Origin of the sequence: Saccharomonospora amisosensis, from assembly GCF_011761185.1 — a bacterium.
GTDB lineage: Bacteria > Actinomycetota > Actinomycetes > Mycobacteriales > Pseudonocardiaceae > Saccharomonospora_A > Saccharomonospora_A amisosensis.
Window position 1 is genome coordinate 746,240 of record NZ_JAAOYM010000001.1, and the last position, 17,559, is coordinate 763,798.

The window sequence follows — 17,559 nt, forward strand, 5'->3', positions numbered from 1 at the left end:
TGGTGCGTTCCAAGCTGGCTGCCTTTTTGCCTGCTCAGTGGCACCGGCCAGCAATGGCCGCCCGCGTGACCTTCCCGTTGTCCCGGACCGGCAGTGAACATTGGCGAGCCGATGAGGAGTCGGTGACCGGAAAGGGGATTCTGGGTGGCAAGCGAGACGTCAGCGGCAGGGCAACACCCGGAGCCGGCGTCCGCCGCCGAGCAACCGTGGGCGGCGGGCGACACGGCGGGTGTGTGGGACGTGTACTTCGGTCAGGACGCGCCGTCGGAAGGCAGCGTGAACTGGGAGGCGTACAGCCACGAGGAGCTGTACCAGATGTTGTGGCAGGACGCCGACGTCGCTGACGTCAGCTCCATCGCCGCGGAATGGTCCGAACATAGGGCCGCGTTGGTCAACCACGCGGAGGTGCTTCGCGAGCAGCGAGCCGCGTTGCTGCAGAGCTGGCAGGGAACTGGTGCCGAGCAGGCGGCACGCAGGCTCAGCGAGCTGGCCGACCGGGTGGAGAAGCTCGCGGAGCTCGCTCACGCGGGCGAGCAGGCCTGCGAACAGGCGGCCGATGCGCTGGCCAGGGCAAGGGCCACCATGCCGCCGCCACCGGGAGACCCGGCCGCGCCGATGAACGACGCGGCAACGAACTGGGCGGGCATCACCGGGGCGTCGCTTGCGAGTGCGCCTGATCGATCGAACCAACCCGAGGTGCCCTACGCGGGGATGTTCGGCGCGGCGGATCGGTCCGCCACCGGGCCGGAGGTCCTGGCACCGAGCGAGCCCGTGCCGGAGCGGGCCACCTCGCAGGCGCAGGCTACTTCGGATGCGGGGACGGCCTTCGGTGCCGTGGGCAGCGCGGGGTTCAGCTTCTATGCCGGCGCCGACTCGACGGACATGCGCAAGCAGCAGGCGGTTCGGTCGATGCAGGGCTATGAATCCAGCCTTACGAACTCAGGCCAGTTGATCGGCCAGGCGCGGAGCACGATCCCGGCGGCGGCCACGAGCGCCTCCTCCAAACCCTCGGGCAAGGCCGTGGGCGGCGAGTCGCCGAAACGCCTCGCGGGACCAGGAAGTCGTAGCGGTACCGCGGAGGCGCTCGCGGCGGGTGCGGTAGTCGGGGCGCTCAGTGGCGGCGCGGGCGCGGCCGCTGGGTTTGCCGCTGGGTTGGGACAGGGTGGCACCCCGCTGCTACCCGGCAAGGGAGTGGGCACGGCGACGATGCAGGGCGGCACCAATGCGACGGCGGCTCGGCTGGCCGCCGAGTCGGCCGCAGGCCGGTCGGGCGCCATGGGAGGCATGATCCCGCCCGCTTCGGGCGTGCGCGGGGGGCAGGACGAAGCAGAGCACGAGAACCAACTTCCGACGATCGACCACGAGCTCTTCCCGGTCGAAGAGCCGGGCAGCGAAGCGGTCATCGGCCTTTCGACGGAGGGCCAATCATGAACAACGGGCAAGGAGTCGAACTCCAGCTGGATCTGCTCGATCAGCGAATCACGACGCTGGCCGAACTCGGCGACCTGACCGGCGACCTGGTAGCCACCGCGAGCAGGCTCGCTGAGCGGTTGCCGATGCTGGGCACCGCACCGCCCGCCGTGCATCTGGCGATGCGGCTGCGGGATGCGGCGGGCAGTTCCGGCCTCGCGGGCGAGATCAAGGCAACGGAGCGAGAGGTGCGGGAGTTCAAACAGTCGCTCGCCGAAGCCAAGAACAAGCACACCGAGCACGAGGCTCAGGCGAGCGACGACCTGCGTGCCAGGGAATCGTCCTTGGACGAGGCACGCGGGCAGGAGCGGACCGGCCGGCGTGAGTCGCCAGGACGGCCGTCATGACCGCCACGGTCGGACCAGCCGTCGAGCGGGGTGCCCGCTTCGAGCCGCCGGAGCTGGATCTGCTCGCGGCCCACGCGGGCATTCGCCCTCCGTTTCCGCTCAGAGTGCCCTCGCTCGGCCGGATCAGCGGTGAACGCGAGGCGTTGCTGGCCGCGGCAGCCAGGTCGCTGTCCGCGCGGGGGCTCATCACCAGGCACGGCCCCTCAGGCGTCGCGGCCGACCTGGTCGCCGCGTTGCGCGGGCACCGCGGTGCGGTCGACCTCGTCGTGATCGACGGTGGGACGGTGACCGGCGTCGTGGCCATGATCCACGGGCCTGGAGCGGTGGTGTGTCACCAGTCCATCGGGGGGGCACCGGGCCCTGTCACCGTCGCGCGCGTCACGACCGCCGCGCTGACCGACGAACTGGCGAACCGGATCCCGAAGACCGGTGCCGCGCAGACCATGCCGATCGCGTTGCCTCCCGGTGTCGTCGGTGACGTGAGCCGGTTGCTGGAGAACACGGCCGGCATCGCGGCGCCCCGAAAGCGAATACGGGCACTGGTCGCCGAACGCGGTGGCGACGAATCCGCTGTCGACGCGCTGGTCGACCTGTTGCCTTCAGTACAGGGGCGCGGGCAGCTCGGAGCCGTGATCGGACGAGCGGGAGACCGTGCCGAACGGCCACTCGAACTGTCGTGGTTGGACAGCCCGAAGGGGCGAATCAGAGTAAACACCGACGATCGCGGCTGGGTGAGCATCAACCCGTTGCGGCACGGCGAACTCCTACGGGTGCTGCGCGAAGCGGCAGCACTGGCCCGCGGCTAGCGCCGGGGCTCACAGCATGCTGAGTCGAAAACCTGGGGAAGGGAAGGGGAGCAATATGGATCCGGCACGGTGGCTGGCCGAATACCGTGATCGTCTCGAGCGGGCGTCCTACGGCGCGCGGCAGGCCCGCGAGAGCCTGCGGGAAGTCGAGGCGACCGCGAGGTCGCCGAGGGGTGAGGTGGCGGTGACGGTGAACGCCGCTGGTGCGCTCGAGGGAGTCAAGTTGACGCCCCCGGCGCGCAGGCTTGAAGCCGAGGCACTCGCCGCACTCATCGTCGACACGGCACGCGAGGCGCAACGCATCGCTGCCGCCAGGATGACCGAGGTGATGGCGGGCTATCTCGGCGACAGTCCGGTCCTCACGCAGATCACCCAGCACGTGCCCCCGGAGGTCGTGCGATGACAACGCGGCCTTCGTACAACGTCGATCCCGACCAGTTGCGGCGACACGCGGGCAGGCTGGCCACACACGCCGATCAGCTGTCGTCGATCGGCAGTGCGTTGCCTGGCGAGTTGGGGCCGCTTTCGCTGGGCGTGTTCTCGCGGTTCGTCGCCGCGAGCCTGGGCACCGCGATGGCTGAAACCAGAGGAGCCTTCGAGCATGCCGCGTCCACTTTGGACAAGGTGAGTGACGGGATGGGACGTGCCGCCGACGAGTACCAGTACGCCGACGAGGGCCACGCGGCCGACCTGACCGGCATCGGCTCGAGCCTTGGCGATGAGGGGGACCGATGAACACGACAGCGCAGACGTGGGAGCTCGCCGAGACCGCCCCGCAGAGCCAGACCGAGACCGAGGCCGGGGGTTCGCCGGAGCCGGGCGAGGCAAGGCGGTCCGCGGTCGAGATCAACACCGCGCTTGCCGACCTGCGGCTCGCCGGAGACGCCGTCGGCAACAAGGAGTGGCTGTCCGTCGAACTCGCGGGAGAGCCCGTCGTCTCGATCGACATGCTGGGCTCGACAGCGAGCCCGCTGTCCGCCCTGGTCAGCGCGGGGTGCGACTTCCTCATTCCGATGATCTCGTTTCTGGAGGAGCCGCTCGACCAGTTGCGTGGCGAGCCGGACTCGGTATCCGGCCCCGCGGGTGAGCACGACGGATGCTCGCAGCAGGCGAACTCCGTCGCCGACGACTACGAATCCACGGTGGAGGAAGAGACCGGCGAGTGGTCGGGCGAGGCCAAGTCGGACTACGCGGAGACGGCGACCAAACTGACCGACGGGGTCAAGTCGATCGCCGAAGCGGCGATGACCAACTCGAAGGCGATGATCGCCGCGGGCGAAGTGGTCGCACAGGTCGTCGACATCGTCACTCGGTTGATCACCGAAGCCGTTGGCAAGATCGTGCCCATCATGACCGAGGCGATCGCCGCGGCTCCCGCGACGTTCGGGGCGAGTATCGCGCAGGCGATCCCGCAGTGTGTGGCGATCGCGGTGGACTACGGCGGGCGGATCGCCGCCAAGCTGGGCGAGTTGCTCGCCAGCGGCGAGAACCTGGTGAAGCTGATCGACGGCGTGCTCGGCGCACTCGACGTCGTGAAGGAAGGGCTCAGCGTAATCGGCGACCTGGCGGGCGGCGACTCGTCGGGTTCAGCCGCCGACACGCAATCAACCGGGGGTGACGACCGATGAGTTCATCGGGGAAACGAATGGGGTCGACAGCATGATGAGGAACAAGACTCAGCGATGGTTCGCGGGTGTGGCAGGCGGTACCGCGCTCGCGGTGACCGCACTCGTCGCGCCCGCGCAGGCCGCGCCAGCGCAGGAGCACGCCGACACTCAGGCGATGCTCGACCGGTACCAGCGGCAGGCCGGTCCCGGCGCGGCCGTCCACGCGGGCGACGGTGCGGAAGCCTGGACGCTGTCCAGCGGCTCGCGCGGCGTCAACGACAACGGGCCGCTCACCGCCTCCGACCATTTCCGTGCGGCCAGCCAGACCAAGACATTCACCGCGACCGTCGTGCTCCAGTTGTTCGACGAGGGGCTCGTCGACCTCGACGCGCCCGTCGAGCGGTATCTGCCGGGTGTGGTCACCGGCAACTACGACGGCACCGTCATCACCGTACGCCAACTGCTCAACCACACCGCCGGTCTCTCCAGGGATACCAACGGCGCGGCGGCGAACCCGGACGGAACCTACGAGCTGGCCGAACTGGTGCGGGCGGCGATGGACGAGACACCGCAGTCCGCGCCGGGTGGTCCCACCAAGTACTCCAACGTCGGCTACCTGGTGCTGGGGATGCTGATCGAGAAGGTGACCGGCCAGTACGTCGGTGACGCGATCACGCAGCGGATCATCGAGCCGCTCGGGCTCAGTGAGACGTCGTTCCCCGCGCCGGGAGAGCGGGCGTTGGCCGACCCCTACCTTCCCGGCTACCAGGGATTGCGGATCGGCGGCTTCTACTTCTGGATCGAGGCGACCACCATGATCGAACTTTCGCTGTACAGCAGCGCAGGCGCGATGGAGTCCACACTGGAGGATCTGGCGAGATTCTACCGCGCTCTGCTCGACGGCGAGCTCCTGTCCCAGGACGCACTCGCCGAGATGCGCACCACTGTGCCGTTCTCGCCGGAATACCCGGACGGCTACGGCCTCGGCATACGCAGCCTGCACCTGTCTTGTGGCGTCGTGGCGTGGGGGCACGACGGCATGTCGCTAACCGGGCACGCGTCGCTCACAATGGTCACCGATGACGGCCGGTTCGCATCGGTGGTCACCAACGCCAACATAAGTCCGCAGGACCCGGCGGCGCTCGATGTCGCCAACGCCGCCCTGTGCGAGGGACAGTCATGACGAAGCGCCGCAGGACGGTTGTGGTACTCGGTTTCATCTTCGCGTTGGTTGGCCTGCTCGGTTTCACCGGCGCGACCCCGGCGGCACATGCCGGCAACGCACCGCCGGTCTTCGCCGACGGCCACGGGCTCACCGTCGTCAAGCAGCCGTGGTGGGTGGACGGAGCCGAGCGCACCTTCAAATTCGTTGTGCGAACCGTCGAGGTGCCGGAGTACTCGACCATGGCGGGGCAGAACTCGGGGGAGCACGTGATCATGGTGACGCTGCCGGAGGGCTACGACTCCTCCGGCGCCACCCGCTACCCGGTGCAGTACCACCTGCACGGACATCCCGACTACCCGGACACCGCCCTGAACCAGCAGATGTTCGAGGAGTCCACGGCGGGAGGCGTCCCGCTGATCAACGTAGCGCCCAACGGGTCCGGCCGTGGCTGGTACACGAACTGGGTCAACCCTCCCGCCGCGCTCGGCCCGCAGAACTGGCAGAACTTCCACCTCGACCAGGTGATCCCGTTCGTGGACGCGAACCTGCGAACCATCGCGGCAAGGCAGGGGAGGGCGATATCCGGTCATTCGATGGGCGGTTTCGGCGCATTCCACTACGCGCAGAGCAGGCCGGAACTGTTCGGCTACGTCGGCAGTTTCTCCGGCGGGCTGGACCTGCTGAACCAGGCGCAGCGAGCGGCGGTGGTGGCCACCACGCAGCTGCCGGGTAGCGGCACGCCCACCGTTGCTCCGGATGCGATCTTCGGAGTACCGGTGTGGCCGCTGGACACGGTGTGGAACGAGAAGAGCCCCGCCCAGCACGTGGAGTCGCTTCGCGGCATGGGCGTGGCGATGTACACCGGCAATGGTGGGAACCTGGCGGACAATCCCCCGCAGGCCCTGACCGAACACGTGGCACGGGAGACCAATCTGGTCACCAGGGACAACCTCGTCGCGGCCGGGATTCCACACACGTTCATCGACTACGGCGACGGGAGCACGTGGGCGGAAGGCTGCAACGGCAAGCATGCGCAGCCCGCCTGCCTGAAGGCCGACATGAATCACTTCGTCGGGCTGCTCATGAAGGAACTCGCTCACCCGTAGCAGCCGGGTGAGTGCGCTGCCGGTCGGTTCCGTGCGAACCGGCCGGCAGCGGCGTGAGCAAGCTACTCGGCGCTGACTTACGCGCCTGTTCGCGCAACGATGGCGACATCGAACGAGTCTTCGTCCTCGGCGTCGAGTGCGAGGTCGATGTACTCGCGTGCAGTGTCCTCGGCCTCGGTAAGTGATCGGGTCTGGGTGACACCCACACCGTCGATGTGCGGTTCCCAGCCATATGCCTGGCGCTCGGCCGTGACGGTATAGGTAGCTGGGTCGGCTCGATGCGGGTCCCAGTGCTCCACACGTTCAAGGTAAATGGGAGCTGGAAGCCCTGTGCGGACGCCTCCCACGTGCGCTCGAACGGGTCCCGGAGCTCGACCTGCCGCTTGACACGGCGTTCACCCGCTCTAAGAATGACACATGAACCACCTGTCATGTATTGATCTTCCGGAAGGTGCTGGGTGAATCACAGCGCAGCCGCGACCGACCCACTGGTGCGTCGTCGCGACGAGGGCTCCGTCGCCGTCCTCACCCTCAACCGCCCCGAACGCCACAACGCTCTCGTGCCCGCGCTGCTGGATGGGCTCAGCGAGGCGATCGCGGGTGTTGCGGCCGACGACAGCGTGCGGTGCCTGGTGCTGGCAGCGCGGGGGCGCAGCTTCTCGACCGGCGGTGACGTTGCGGAGTTCGCCCGGCACACCGGCGACGAACTGGTCGGGTACGCGCGCAGGGTCGTGGGTGCCTTGCACGACACGGTCATGGCCCTGCTCGCCCTCGACGTGCCGTACGTCCCCGTGGTGCACGGTGCGGTCACCGGCGGTTCCCTCGGCCTCGTGTTGCCAGGCGACGTCGTGGTCGCCGGACCGCGCGCGACCTTCGCCCCGTGGTACGTGCGGGTGGGGTTCTCGCCGGACGGAGGCTGGACCGCCCTGCTGCCAAGGAGGATCGGGCACGGGCGCGCGGCAAGCTGGCAGTTGACAAACCGCACCGTCGACGCCGTCACGGCCGAGCAGTGGGGTCTGGTCGACGAAGTCCACGACGATCCCGGTGCCCGAGCCATGGAGATCGCCCGGCACCTGGCCGGTATGCGCCCGGGCGCGGTCGCACGCACCAAGCGACTGGCGCGAGGTGACCTCGCCGCCGTGCGCGCGGGTCTGGACGCCGAACTGGAAAGCTTCGTCGAGCAGATCCAAACCGACGAGGCCGGCGCCGGAATGGCCGCCTTCCTCGCGGGAACGAAGCAGTGAGCAGCGAACCTCGTCGGCTGATCGGAGCGCCATGCACCTGCCCGACCTGACAGCCAAGCGCGCCGAACTCCACCCGAACCGGGTGGCGCTGGTCGATCCCGAACGCGGTCGCGAGATCACCTACGCCGCGCTGGAGGAGCGTGCCAGCCGGCTGGCCGGGCACCTGCGCACCGAGTGGCGGATCGAGCCAGGCGACCGGATCGCGACGCTCGCCCACAACCGCACCGATGCGGTGGAGTTGCTGTTCGCCTGCGCCAAGACCGGTGCCGTGCTGGTACCGCTGAACTGGCGGCTCGCGCAGGCCGAACTGGAGTTCATCCTCGCCGACGCCGAGGTCGTGGGATTGGTGCACGACACCGCCAACGCACCGATGGCGCGAACGCTCCAGGTCACCGCGAAGGGCGCCCGTGGCGCGATCCGGCTGCTGTCCTTCGACGACGAGTACGAGGCAGCGCTGGATGCCGCCAGCGGCAGGCAGGTCGTGCACGAGCCCCGCGAGGAGAGCGCGCTGTGGTACCTCATGTACACCTCCGGCACCACGGGCCGCCCCAAGGGCGTGCTGCAGACGGCAGGGATGGCACTGGTCAACCACCTCAACATCGGGATGGCCGCCGGGATCACCTTCGAGGACGTCTTTCTCTCGGTACTGCCCCAGTTCCACACCGGCGGCTGGAACCTCTACACCCTGCCGATGCTGTTCGTCGGTGGTACCGCGATCATCCCGTCCGGCTTCGACGCGGGCCAGTCACTGCGGCTGCTGCAGGACCGGGCCTCGGTCTTCTTCGGCGTGCCGACGATCTACCAGATGTTGGTCGAGCACCCGGACTTCGCTGCCGCCGACCTGTCCAGGGTCCGGTCGTGGTCGGCTGGCGGCGCGGCCATGCCGGTGCCGTTGCTGGAGCGGCTGGCCGACGCCGGGGTGTCTGTGCAGCAGGGGATGGGCATGACCGAGACCGGCCCCACCGTGTTCCTGCTCGACGAGGAACACGCGATCAGCAAGGCGGGATCGGTTGGCAAGCCGCAGCCGTTCGTCGACGTGCGGCTCGTTGACTCCCGCGGTCGTGATATCGCCCCGGGTGAGTCCGGTGAACTGCTGATCCGTGGCCCCGGCGTCACTCCCGGATACTGGCGTAACCCCGAGGCCACCGAGCAGGCCTTCGAGGACGGCTGGCTACACAGCGGCGACGTGGGCAGGCAGGACGAGGACGGCTTCTTCTACATCGTCGACCGGGTCAAGGACATGTACATCTCCGGTGGCGAGAACGTCTACCCGGCCGAGGTGGAGGCGGTTATCCATCGGCTCCCCGGCGTGCGGTCGTGCGCGGTCATCGGTGTCGCCGACGAGCGGTGGGGAGAGGTCGGCCGCGCGGTGGTGGAGGTCGAGCCGGGTGCGGGGCTCGACGAGGAGGCCGTGCGTCGTCACTGCCGCGAGCACCTGGCCGGGTTCAAGGTGCCCGCGTCGGTGCGAATGGTTGCCGAGTTGCCGCGAAACGCGACGGGCAAGGTGCTCAAGCACGTACTGCGCCACCAGCAGGGAGAGCCCGAATGAGCCACGAGTCCGACTTCCTGGTCGTGACCCAGGAGCACCTGGACGGTTTCGCCGAGATCTCCGGTGACGACAACCCGATCCACGTCGACGCGGAATACGCCGCGACGACACCGTTCCGGCTGCCAGTGGCTCACGGCATGTTCCTCTTCTCGCTGGTCCGGGCGCGGGTGCGTCGTCACTGGCCGGATGCCCGGCTGGTTGAGCAGCGACTGATGTTCCCCGCGCCTACTCCGGTGGGAGCGCGGATTCGGGTGGTGCTGGAGGAGCGGCCCGCCAAGCCGGGAGAACTGGCGCTGGCGACCCGGGTGGTGCACGAGGACGGCACGGTGGGACTCACCGGCGAGTGTCGCATGTGGATCGACCCGGGCCACCGCGCGGAGGAGGCGACGTGATGAGTGACTGGTGGGAGACGGCGGTGGGCCGCTCGCGAACGCTGTATCGCACTTTCAGCGAGGCCGACCTGACCTCGTACGGCGCGCTGGCGGGCGACACCTGCCCGGAAGGTGAGGTACCCGAGCCGCTGGTGGCGGGTCTGTTCTCGACGCTGCTGGGGGTTCACCTGCCCGGTCGCGGCACCAACTACCTCAAGCAGGCGCTGCGGCCGGTCTCGGCGGCGCGTATCGGGGAGGAACTCGCGGCGACGATCGAGGTGGTTCGGGTGGTGCCTGACAAGCGGTTGGTCTACCTGGCCACCACCTGCCACGGCGCGGACGGTCGCACCGTGGCCGAAGGGGAAGCACTGGTCCTGGCCGGAGGCATCCCCACGCCCTGAACGGCGCTGAACAGCGAGAAGTCTCGCCAGCAATACTCGCCACAGCTTCATCACGCACCTAGTCATGAGACATGAACCACCTATCATGTTGAGACGTCCAAAGGAGGACTGACATGGCCAACAGCTCAACGTTCAAGAGGGTGCGACTGGGTGCACTCCTCGTCGGCAGCCTGGCGCTCGTCGTCGGAGCGTGCGCGTCGGAGGACCCGTCGGGCGGCGGTGACGCCGGCCCGGTCAAGGTCGGCGTCGTCACGTCGCAAAGTGGACTGCTCTCGGCCTACGGCGAGCAGTTCACGCAGGGTTTCAAGGCGGGCATCGACTACGCCACCGACGGCACCGGCGAGGTCGACGGGCGAAAGCTCGACATCGAGTACGCCGACGACGGCACCGACCCGGCCAAGGCGACCGCGGCGGTCACCTCGATGGTCGGCAAGGGCACCCAGATCATCACCGGCCCGGTCTCCTCAGGTGTTGCCGTGCAGGTCGCCCCACTTGCCGAGCAGAACCAGTTCCTCTACATCTCCGGCTCCGCCGCCACCGATGCCATCACCGGTATCAACGACTACACCTTCCGCTCCGGCCGGCAGACCTATCAGGACGTGGTGACCTCGGCGCGCATCGTGGGCGACCTCAACGGCAAGAAGGTCGTCGTGTTCGCCCAGGACTACGAGTTCGGCCAGGCCAACGTGGCCGCGGTCAAGGCGGTCCTCGGTGAGGAGCAGGGCGCCGACGTGGTGCCCGTGCTGGCGCCGGTCGACGCGACCGACCTCACGCCCTTCGCCCGACAGGTGATCGACGAGAAGCCGGATCTGGTCTTCGCCGCCTGGGCGGGCGAGACCACCAACGCGATGTGGCAGTCGCTGTCGCAACAGGGCGTCTTCGACGACACCGTCGTCGTGACCGGCCTCGCCGACCGTGCCTCGTTCGACAGCTTCGGACCCGCGGCGCAGCGCATCGACTTCGTCTCGCACTACTTCGCCGAGGCCAGCGACAACGAGCCCAACAAGGCACTCGTCTCCTATTTGGAGGGTGAGAATGTCAAGGCGGACATCTTCCACAACGACGGCTTCGTTGCGGCGCAGTTGGTCGTGCGGGCCGTTCGCGAGGGCGGCGACGACGTCAACGGCATGATCGAGGCGCTGGAGGGCTGGGAGTTCACCGGTCCGAAGGGCCAGCAGCGAATCCGCGAGGAGGACCACGCCATGCTCCAGCCGATGTTCACCGCGTCCCTCACCGGTGAGGTCGGCGCCCTCACGCCCGAACTCGGCGAAACCCTGGCCGCCGAGGACATCGCACCGCCCGTCGCGAGCGAATGACCGGAGCCCGTTCGTGAGCGCAGTAGAGAATCAGAGTGACTCGCGAGGGTCGGTGCGCCCGACCCTCGCGGGGAACCCCGTGGTCCGGACCGAGGGGCTTTCGTTCACCGTTGGCCGGGTGGGGATCGTCTCCGAGGTCGACCTCGAGGTCCGCGAGGCGGAGTTCCTCGCCGTGATCGGCCCCAACGGTGCGGGCAAGACCACCCTGTTCAACCTGCTGACCGGGCTGTACAAGCCGACAGGCGGCCGGATACTGCTCGGCGGCGAGGACGTGACCCGGCTCAGCCCGGCGAGGCGGGCACGCCGAGGGATGGCCCGCAGCTTCCAGGTGACCAGCCTCTTCTCCCGGCTCACCGTGCTGGAGAACGTTCGGCTGGCGGCCCGCGCCCACCTCGGTGGCTCGGGTCGGATCTGGGGCCGCGTGCACCGCCGCGACGAAGCCGTCAGGCGGGCGCGGGAAGCGCTGGAGACCGTCGGCCTTGCCGACCGGGCCGGTGAGGTCGCCGCCAACCTCTCGCACGGCGACAAGCGCAAGCTCGACCTCGCCATCGCGATCGCGGGCGAGCCGAAGGTGCTGCTGCTGGACGAACCCACCGCGGGCATGGGTGCCGACGACCTGCCGCCGGTCATCGAACTGATCAGCGAGATCCACCGCCGCGGCACGACCATCGTCATGGTCGAGCACCGGATGGACCTGATCCTCGGACTTGCCGACCGGATCGCGGTAGTGCACCACGGTGCCCTGCTGGCCTGCGGCGAGCCGGACGCGGTGATGGCCGACGAGACCGTGCAGACCGCCTATCTGGGAGAACCCCTGTGACCACCGTCCCAACCGACCAGCGGGCGCCGGGCGCAGCGTCGACCGCCGACCCCATCCTGGAGTTGCGGGGTGTCGATGCCTTCATCGGCGAGTCGCACATCCTGCACCGCGTCGGGTTCTCGGTGCCCTCGGGCGAGATCACCGCGCTGCTTGGGCGCAACGGTGCGGGCAAGACCACCACACTTCGCAGCATCCTCGGTCTGGTCGAGCGGCGCGGCACGATCCGCCTCGAGGGGCACGACGTTTCGGGGAAAGCCCCGCACGAAGTGGTGCGACGCGGCGTCGGCTACGTGCCCGAGAACCGCGACGTCTTCGCGGGGCTTACCGTTGCCGAGAACCTGCGCCTTGCTGAGCGCCACGGCGCGGGCCACCGCTACGACCTGGTCTACGAGCTGTTCCCGCGACTGAAGGAACGCCTGACGCAACGGGCGGGCTCGATGTCCGGTGGCGAGCAGCAGATGCTGGCGCTGGCACGTGCCCTGCTCAACGACGACAACAAGCTCCTGCTCATCGACGAACCCAGTCAGGGCCTGGCACCCAACCTGGTGCGGGAGGTCGCGATCGCTCTCGAGCGGATGGCCGAGTTGGTGACCACCGTCGTCGTCGAGCAGAACCTCGCGGTGATCCGCCACATGGCCCGCCGTGTCGTGGTGCTCGACCAGGGCCGCGTCGTGCATCAGGGGCCCGCTCGCGAACTCTTCGAGGACGAGCGGTTGACCCACGAACTTCTCGGTGTGGCACGCGGAGGTGACCGCTGATGACCACCTTCCTGTTGCTGACCATCACCGGGCTCGGGCTGGCAGGGCTGTACTTCCTGGTCGCCTCCGGACTGTCGCTGATCTACGGTTTGATGGACGTCCTCAACTTCGCCCACGCCGCGTTCCTTACGATCGGCGCCTACGCCTCCTGGCTGGTCGCCGCCAAGCTGAGCGGGACTTTGCCCGTGTGGCTGGTGTTCCTGCTCGGCCTGCTCGCCGGGCTGGTCGTCGGCACGCTCGCAGCCGTGCTGATGGAAGTGGGAATGGTCCGGCGGCTCTACGGCGACCACGTCGGCCAGGTGCTGCTGACCGTCGGGTTGCTGCTGGCGATCACCGCGCTGACCCGGGCCGTGTTCGGGTCCGATCCGGTGCGCGTCGTCGTGCCCGCGTGGTTCAACGACGTCACCCGCATCGGCGGAGCAGCGGTTCCCAACTCGCGGCTGGTGGTGATCGTCTCGGCCGTCGCGGTCTTCGCCGCGCTGATGTTCTTCCTGCGGCGCACCCGCTACGGGTTGGTCATTCGCGCGGGTGTCGAGAACCGCGCCATGGTCTCGGCTCTCGGCATCGACGTCGGTCGCGCGTTCACACTCGTGTTCGCGATCGGAGGCGCGCTGGCCTCGCTCGCGGGCATCCTGACCGGCACCTTCTTCGGCTCCATCACCGCTGACCAGGGGACCAGCCTGCTGATCTTCGCCTTCATCGTCGTGATCATCGGCGGGCTCGGTTCGATCCCCGGTTCGGCGCTCGCGGCGTTGGCGGTGGGTCTGTTGCAGCAGTACGCCAACTACTACGGCGCCGTCGGCATCGGCGACCTGATCGTGGTGGCCATGCTGGCCGTTGTCCTGCTGGTGCGGCCGCAGGGACTTCTGGGAAGGGTGACGACATGACCATCCCCGCATCGCCGAAGCCGCGCTGGGCGGTCGGCGTGGTACTGGTCGCCGTGGCGGCGGTGTTGCCGTTGCTGCACCGCGACGTGCCGTACGTCTTCGACGGCGCCCTCGACAGCCCCGGCGTGCTGCACCTGCTTGCGCTGATGCTGGTTTTCGGAGCCCTCGCGATGACCTACGACCTGATGTTCGGGTTCACCGGACTGCTGTCCTTCGGGCATGCCCTCTACTTCGCGCTCGGCGTCTACGGCACGGTCGTGGTGCTGTCCGAACTCGACCTGGGCTTCGCGGGCAGTGTGCTGCTGGTGGCGGTCGGCGGGATCGTGCTGCCGTTGCTCGTGGGCGCGGTGTGCCTGCGGGTCAAGGACATCGCGTTCGCGATGGTGACGCTGGCTTTCGCCCAGGCTGGCGCGATTTTCGTGATGCGGGATCCATTCGACATCACCGGCGGTGAACTCGGCAGGGCACTGCCCTTCCGGGAGGTGCCGGACGTGTTCGTCGGGATCGTCAACTCCCGCAACATCTACTGGCTGGCGCTCGCACTCGTGGTCGTTGTCTACCTGGTGGCCCGCGTCGCCACCGCGTCGCCGACCGGCCGGGTCTGGCAGGCGATCAGGGAGAACGAGCGTCGAGTCGGTGTACTCGGTCTCGCGCCGTACCGGTTCAAGCTGACGGTGTTCGTGCTGGCGTCGTTCCTCGCCACTATGTGCGGCGTCGTCTACGTTCTCGCGGTCGGCGGTGCCAACCCGACGGTGACCACCCCGACCTTCACCCTCATCCTGCTGGTGATGGTGGTGCTGGGTGGCGCGGGCAGGCTCTGGGGCGCGCTGGTGGGCGGCATGCTCTACACCTACCTCGACAACCGGCTCGCGCAACTGGCGGCGTCCCCTTCGGTGGGCGAGCTTCCCGCCGTGATCCGGGTCCCGCTCTCCGAGCCGTTGTTCGCGCTCGGTCTCCTCTTCGTCGTGGTCGTCCTGTTCGTTCCCGGGGGTGTCGCGGGACTCGTGACCGGACGTCGTGGCGCGGGAAGTTGGCGCCCGCCGTGGCGCGGTCGTGGTGGCGGGGACGGGTCGTCCTCACGCACGGCAGAATCCGGCGAGCAAGCCCCGACAGCCGAACGAGCCGCACAAGACGTAACTGAAGGAGTGGCCCGGTGAGCACGAACAGCCCGCGCTGGGAAACCGAGGAACAGCAGCCCAGCGGCGCCGACGGTCGCACCCTGACAAGTCGCGGCGTGCGGACCCGAGGGGCGATCCTGGAGGCGGCCGAGTCGGTGTTCGCCGAGCACGGCTACCACGACGCCTCCATCGTGAAGATCACCGAGGCCGCCAGCGTCGCACAAGGCACCTTCTACCTGTACTTCGAGAGCAAGCAGCAGGTGTTCAACGAACTGGTGCGGGACCTCAACCGCCGGGTACGGCACGCCATGAGCGAACGCGCGGCGCAGGCCCGGACCCGGGCGGAACGGGAACGACTCGGTTTCCGTGGCTACTTCGAGTTCGTCGCCGAGCATCCCGCGCTGTACCGGATCATCAGGCAGGCCGAGATCGTGGCACCGGACATCCTGCGGGAACACTACGAACGGATCTCGAAGGGCTACGTCGACGGCCTGCGCGCCGCGATGGCGACCGGTGAGATCGGGGAGTCCGACCCGCAGGTCCTGTCCTGGATCCTCATGGGGATCGGCGAGATCGTCGGTGCCCGGTGGGTGCTGTGGGGAGAGACCGACACGGTGCCCGACGACGTCTTCGAGAACGTCATGCGCTTCATCGAGCGGGGACTGGCCAGCCGGGAGGAGATGTGAAGGCGGTCGGCATCCGCGGCACGTCGCACTACCTGCCCGCGCGCTGGATGACCGCCGCCGAGATCGGTGCCGCCAGTGGCATTCCGGAGGCGGTGGTCGCGGAGAAGTTCGGAATCCGAGGCAAGCACGTCGCCGCACCCGGCGAGCATGTCAGCGACATGGCCGTCACCGTCGGCGCCAGCGCGTTGCGGGAGGCGGAACTCGACCCCAGCGACATCGACGCCGTCGTCTATTTCGGGTCGACCTGGAAGGACCACCCGGTGTGGCAGGCTGCACCCCGCATCGCCGACCGGCTGGGTTGCACCGAGGCGTTCGCCCTCGAACTGGACTACGTTTCCTGCGGTACTCCCGTCGCGCTGCGGGTAGCCCGTGACCTGCTGGTGGCCGAGGTCGAGCTGCGCCGGGTGCTGCTGGTGGCGGCGTGCCGGGAGTCCTACCTGGTCGACTACGAGGACCCGGGTTCGCGCTTCACCTACAACTTCGGTGACGGTGCCGCGGCGGCCGTGCTCGAACGGGGGCTGGAGCGCAACGAGGTGCTCGGCAGCCACATGCTCACCGACGGTTCGTTCAGTCACCACGTGAAGGTGCCCGCGGGCGGCAGCGTCGAACCGGCGAGCGAGGACACCGTCCGCGCGAGACGACACCTGCTCAGTGTCGAGGATCCGGCGAACATGAAGACCCGCCTGGATCCCGTCAGTGTGCCCAACTTCCTGCGTGCGGCCGAGGGGGCGTGCAAGCGGTCGGGAATCAGCCTCGACGAGATCGACTACCTTTGCGGCATCCACATGAAACGGTCGATGCACGACGAGATCGTTGCCGCGCTTGGGATTTCACCCGACCGAGCTTCGTATCTCGACGACACCGGACACATGAGCGGGGTCGACCCGATGCTCGCGCTGGACCGCGCGGTCGCCGCGGGTGAGGTACGGGAAGGCGACCATGTGCTCGCACTCGCAGCGGGTACCGGATACACCTGGGCCGCGACGGTCGTGCGCTGGGGAGAGAGGAAAGCATGAGCAACGAAAGTCCAATCAGTACCGAAACCGAACAGCGGGTCGCGGTCGTCACCGGAGCGGGCGGAGCGCTCGGTCGCAGCCACGCCCTGCACCTGGCGGGGCGCGGCATGGCGGTCGTGGTCAACGACGTGACCGACCCCGAGCCGGTGGTCAGGGAGGTTTGCGCCGCCGGGGGCCGCGCTGTCGGGGTGAGCGCCGGGGTCGACACCTGGAAAGGCGGCGAGCAGATCGTCGAGAAGGCACTCGCGGAGTTCGGGCGGCTCGACGTGGTCGTCAACAACGCCGGAATCCTGCGCGACAAGTCGTTCGGCAAGCTGACCCGGGAAATGGTCGAGTCGGTGCTGGCCGTGCACCTGCACGGGGCTTTTCACGTCACCAAGGCCGCCTGGCCACACCTGGTCGAGCGAGGCGGCAGTGTCGTGATGACTTCCTCCGGATCGGGGCTGTACGGCAACTTCGGGCAGGCGAACTACGGCGCCGCGAAGATGGGACTGGTCGGCCTGACCAGGGTGCTCGCGCTCGAGGGTGTCAGGGCAGGTGTGCGGGTCAACGCGATCGCTCCGCTGGCGCGTTCGGGGATGACCGAGGACGTGTTGCCTGCCGAGGTGCTGGAGCGGCTGGACCCGGTCTGGGTGTCACCACTGGTCGGCTGGTTGGCCGACCCCGCCTGCGCCCTGAACGGGCAGATCTGGTCGGTCGCCGGGGGAAGGTATGCCCGGGTGGCCGTGGTCGAGGGACCGGGCGTGGTCTTCGACCACGTGCCGACGCCGGAGGAACTGGCCGCCGCGGAGGGTCTGTCGCAGCTCGAACCGTGGACCGAGCCGGGCTCACTTGCCGACCAGGTGAAGCTGCTTTCCCTGGACCAGTAGCATCGTCACGGGGCGGCGTCGCC

Annotated in this window: 21 protein-coding genes; 20 read left to right on the forward strand and 1 reads right to left on the reverse strand. The window is 68.5% G+C overall.

The features are described 5' to 3' along the window. Positions 1 to 144: 144 nt before the first annotated feature. From FHU38_RS03730 to FHU38_RS03765, 8 genes are read left to right on the forward strand one after another with little or no spacing between them, the layout of a single operon-like run. A complete protein-coding gene (locus FHU38_RS03730; RefSeq protein ID WP_167166515.1) occupies positions 145 to 1,431 on the forward strand; it encodes a hypothetical protein in 1,287 nt (428 codons plus the stop codon). Next, on the forward strand, positions 1,428 to 1,817 hold the full coding sequence (locus FHU38_RS03735; protein WP_167166517.1) for a hypothetical protein: 390 nt from the start codon (positions 1,428 to 1,430) through the stop codon (positions 1,815 to 1,817). Before FHU38_RS03730 ends, FHU38_RS03735 begins: the two co-directional genes overlap by 4 nt. Further along, the gene (locus tag FHU38_RS03740; protein WP_167166520.1) at positions 1,814 to 2,623 is read left to right on the forward strand and encodes an ESX secretion-associated protein EspG; all 810 of its coding nucleotides are present in this window, start codon (positions 1,814 to 1,816) and stop codon (positions 2,621 to 2,623) included. Before FHU38_RS03735 ends, FHU38_RS03740 begins: the two co-directional genes overlap by 4 nt. Before the next feature lie 55 nt (positions 2,624 to 2,678). After that, the gene (locus tag FHU38_RS03745; RefSeq protein WP_167166522.1) at positions 2,679 to 3,026 is read left to right on the forward strand and encodes a YbaB/EbfC family nucleoid-associated protein; all 348 of its coding nucleotides are present in this window, start codon (positions 2,679 to 2,681) and stop codon (positions 3,024 to 3,026) included. Beyond that, positions 3,023 to 3,358: a WXG100 family type VII secretion target gene (locus FHU38_RS03750; RefSeq protein ID WP_167166524.1), complete on the forward strand. Its 336-nt coding sequence runs from the start codon at positions 3,023 to 3,025 to the stop codon at positions 3,356 to 3,358. The genes FHU38_RS03745 and FHU38_RS03750 overlap by 4 nt, the downstream gene beginning before the upstream one ends. After that, positions 3,355 to 4,251: a hypothetical protein gene (locus FHU38_RS03755; protein ID WP_167166526.1), complete on the forward strand. Its 897-nt coding sequence runs from the start codon at positions 3,355 to 3,357 to the stop codon at positions 4,249 to 4,251. Before FHU38_RS03750 ends, FHU38_RS03755 begins: the two co-directional genes overlap by 4 nt. A 34-nt stretch (positions 4,252 to 4,285) precedes the next feature. Further along, on the forward strand, positions 4,286 to 5,413 hold the full coding sequence (locus tag FHU38_RS03760; RefSeq protein WP_167175472.1) for a serine hydrolase domain-containing protein: 1,128 nt from the start codon (positions 4,286 to 4,288) through the stop codon (positions 5,411 to 5,413). After that, positions 5,410 to 6,501, forward strand: coding sequence for an alpha/beta hydrolase (locus tag FHU38_RS03765; protein WP_167166528.1), 1,092 nt, complete (start codon positions 5,410 to 5,412; stop codon positions 6,499 to 6,501). Before FHU38_RS03760 ends, FHU38_RS03765 begins: the two co-directional genes overlap by 4 nt. A gap of 77 nt (positions 6,502 to 6,578) precedes the next feature. Here FHU38_RS03765 and FHU38_RS03770 read toward each other — a convergent pair whose 3' ends face one another. Further along, positions 6,579 to 6,800 (reverse strand): hypothetical protein, encoded by a 222-nt coding sequence (locus FHU38_RS03770; RefSeq protein ID WP_167166530.1) that lies wholly within the window; start codon positions 6,798 to 6,800, stop codon positions 6,579 to 6,581. Between the two features lie 159 nt (positions 6,801 to 6,959). Between FHU38_RS03770 and FHU38_RS03775 the strand changes: the two genes are divergently transcribed. The 12 genes from FHU38_RS03775 to FHU38_RS03830 all read left to right on the forward strand — a co-directional run bounded on the left by FHU38_RS03775 (position 6,960) and on the right by FHU38_RS03830 (position 17,536). Beyond that, entirely contained in the window at positions 6,960 to 7,745 is a 786-nt protein-coding gene (locus FHU38_RS03775; RefSeq protein ID WP_208415540.1) for an enoyl-CoA hydratase/isomerase family protein, read from the forward strand. 31 nt (positions 7,746 to 7,776) lie between these two features. After that, positions 7,777 to 9,294: an acyl-CoA synthetase gene (locus FHU38_RS03780; protein ID WP_167166532.1), complete on the forward strand. Its 1,518-nt coding sequence runs from the start codon at positions 7,777 to 7,779 to the stop codon at positions 9,292 to 9,294. Next, positions 9,291 to 9,686, forward strand: a complete 396-nt coding sequence (locus FHU38_RS03785; RefSeq protein ID WP_167166534.1) for a MaoC family dehydratase — start codon at positions 9,291 to 9,293, stop codon at positions 9,684 to 9,686. Before FHU38_RS03780 ends, FHU38_RS03785 begins: the two co-directional genes overlap by 4 nt. Continuing rightward, the gene (locus FHU38_RS03790) at positions 9,686 to 10,066 is read left to right on the forward strand and encodes a phosphate acetyltransferase (RefSeq protein ID WP_167166537.1); all 381 of its coding nucleotides are present in this window, start codon (positions 9,686 to 9,688) and stop codon (positions 10,064 to 10,066) included. Before FHU38_RS03785 ends, FHU38_RS03790 begins: the two co-directional genes overlap by 1 nt. Positions 10,067 to 10,179: 113 nt before the next feature. Continuing rightward, positions 10,180 to 11,382 (forward strand): substrate-binding domain-containing protein, encoded by a 1,203-nt coding sequence (locus tag FHU38_RS03795; RefSeq protein ID WP_167166539.1) that lies wholly within the window; start codon positions 10,180 to 10,182, stop codon positions 11,380 to 11,382. 79 nt (positions 11,383 to 11,461) lie between these two features. Further along, on the forward strand, positions 11,462 to 12,202 hold the full coding sequence (locus FHU38_RS27885; protein WP_167166541.1) for an ABC transporter ATP-binding protein: 741 nt from the start codon (positions 11,462 to 11,464) through the stop codon (positions 12,200 to 12,202). Beyond that, positions 12,199 to 12,960, forward strand: coding sequence for an ABC transporter ATP-binding protein (locus FHU38_RS03805; RefSeq protein WP_167166543.1), 762 nt, complete (start codon positions 12,199 to 12,201; stop codon positions 12,958 to 12,960). Before FHU38_RS27885 ends, FHU38_RS03805 begins: the two co-directional genes overlap by 4 nt. Then, positions 12,960 to 13,847 carry a branched-chain amino acid ABC transporter permease gene (locus FHU38_RS03810; RefSeq protein ID WP_167166545.1) on the forward strand — a complete coding sequence of 296 codons (888 nt, stop codon included), beginning with the start codon at positions 12,960 to 12,962 and terminating at the stop codon, positions 13,845 to 13,847. Before FHU38_RS03805 ends, FHU38_RS03810 begins: the two co-directional genes overlap by 1 nt. After that, the gene (locus tag FHU38_RS03815; protein ID WP_167166547.1) at positions 13,844 to 15,004 is read left to right on the forward strand and encodes a branched-chain amino acid ABC transporter permease; all 1,161 of its coding nucleotides are present in this window, start codon (positions 13,844 to 13,846) and stop codon (positions 15,002 to 15,004) included. The genes FHU38_RS03810 and FHU38_RS03815 overlap by 4 nt, the downstream gene beginning before the upstream one ends. After that, a complete protein-coding gene (locus tag FHU38_RS27890) occupies positions 15,001 to 15,651 on the forward strand; it encodes a TetR/AcrR family transcriptional regulator (protein WP_313886659.1) in 651 nt (216 codons plus the stop codon). Before FHU38_RS03815 ends, FHU38_RS27890 begins: the two co-directional genes overlap by 4 nt. Next, positions 15,648 to 16,667 carry a 3-oxoacyl-ACP synthase gene (locus FHU38_RS03825; protein WP_167166549.1) on the forward strand — a complete coding sequence of 340 codons (1,020 nt, stop codon included), beginning with the start codon at positions 15,648 to 15,650 and terminating at the stop codon, positions 16,665 to 16,667. Before FHU38_RS27890 ends, FHU38_RS03825 begins: the two co-directional genes overlap by 4 nt. Continuing rightward, the gene (locus FHU38_RS03830) at positions 16,664 to 17,536 is read left to right on the forward strand and encodes an SDR family NAD(P)-dependent oxidoreductase (protein WP_167166551.1); all 873 of its coding nucleotides are present in this window, start codon (positions 16,664 to 16,666) and stop codon (positions 17,534 to 17,536) included. Before FHU38_RS03825 ends, FHU38_RS03830 begins: the two co-directional genes overlap by 4 nt. Positions 17,537 to 17,559 lie beyond the last annotated feature (23 nt).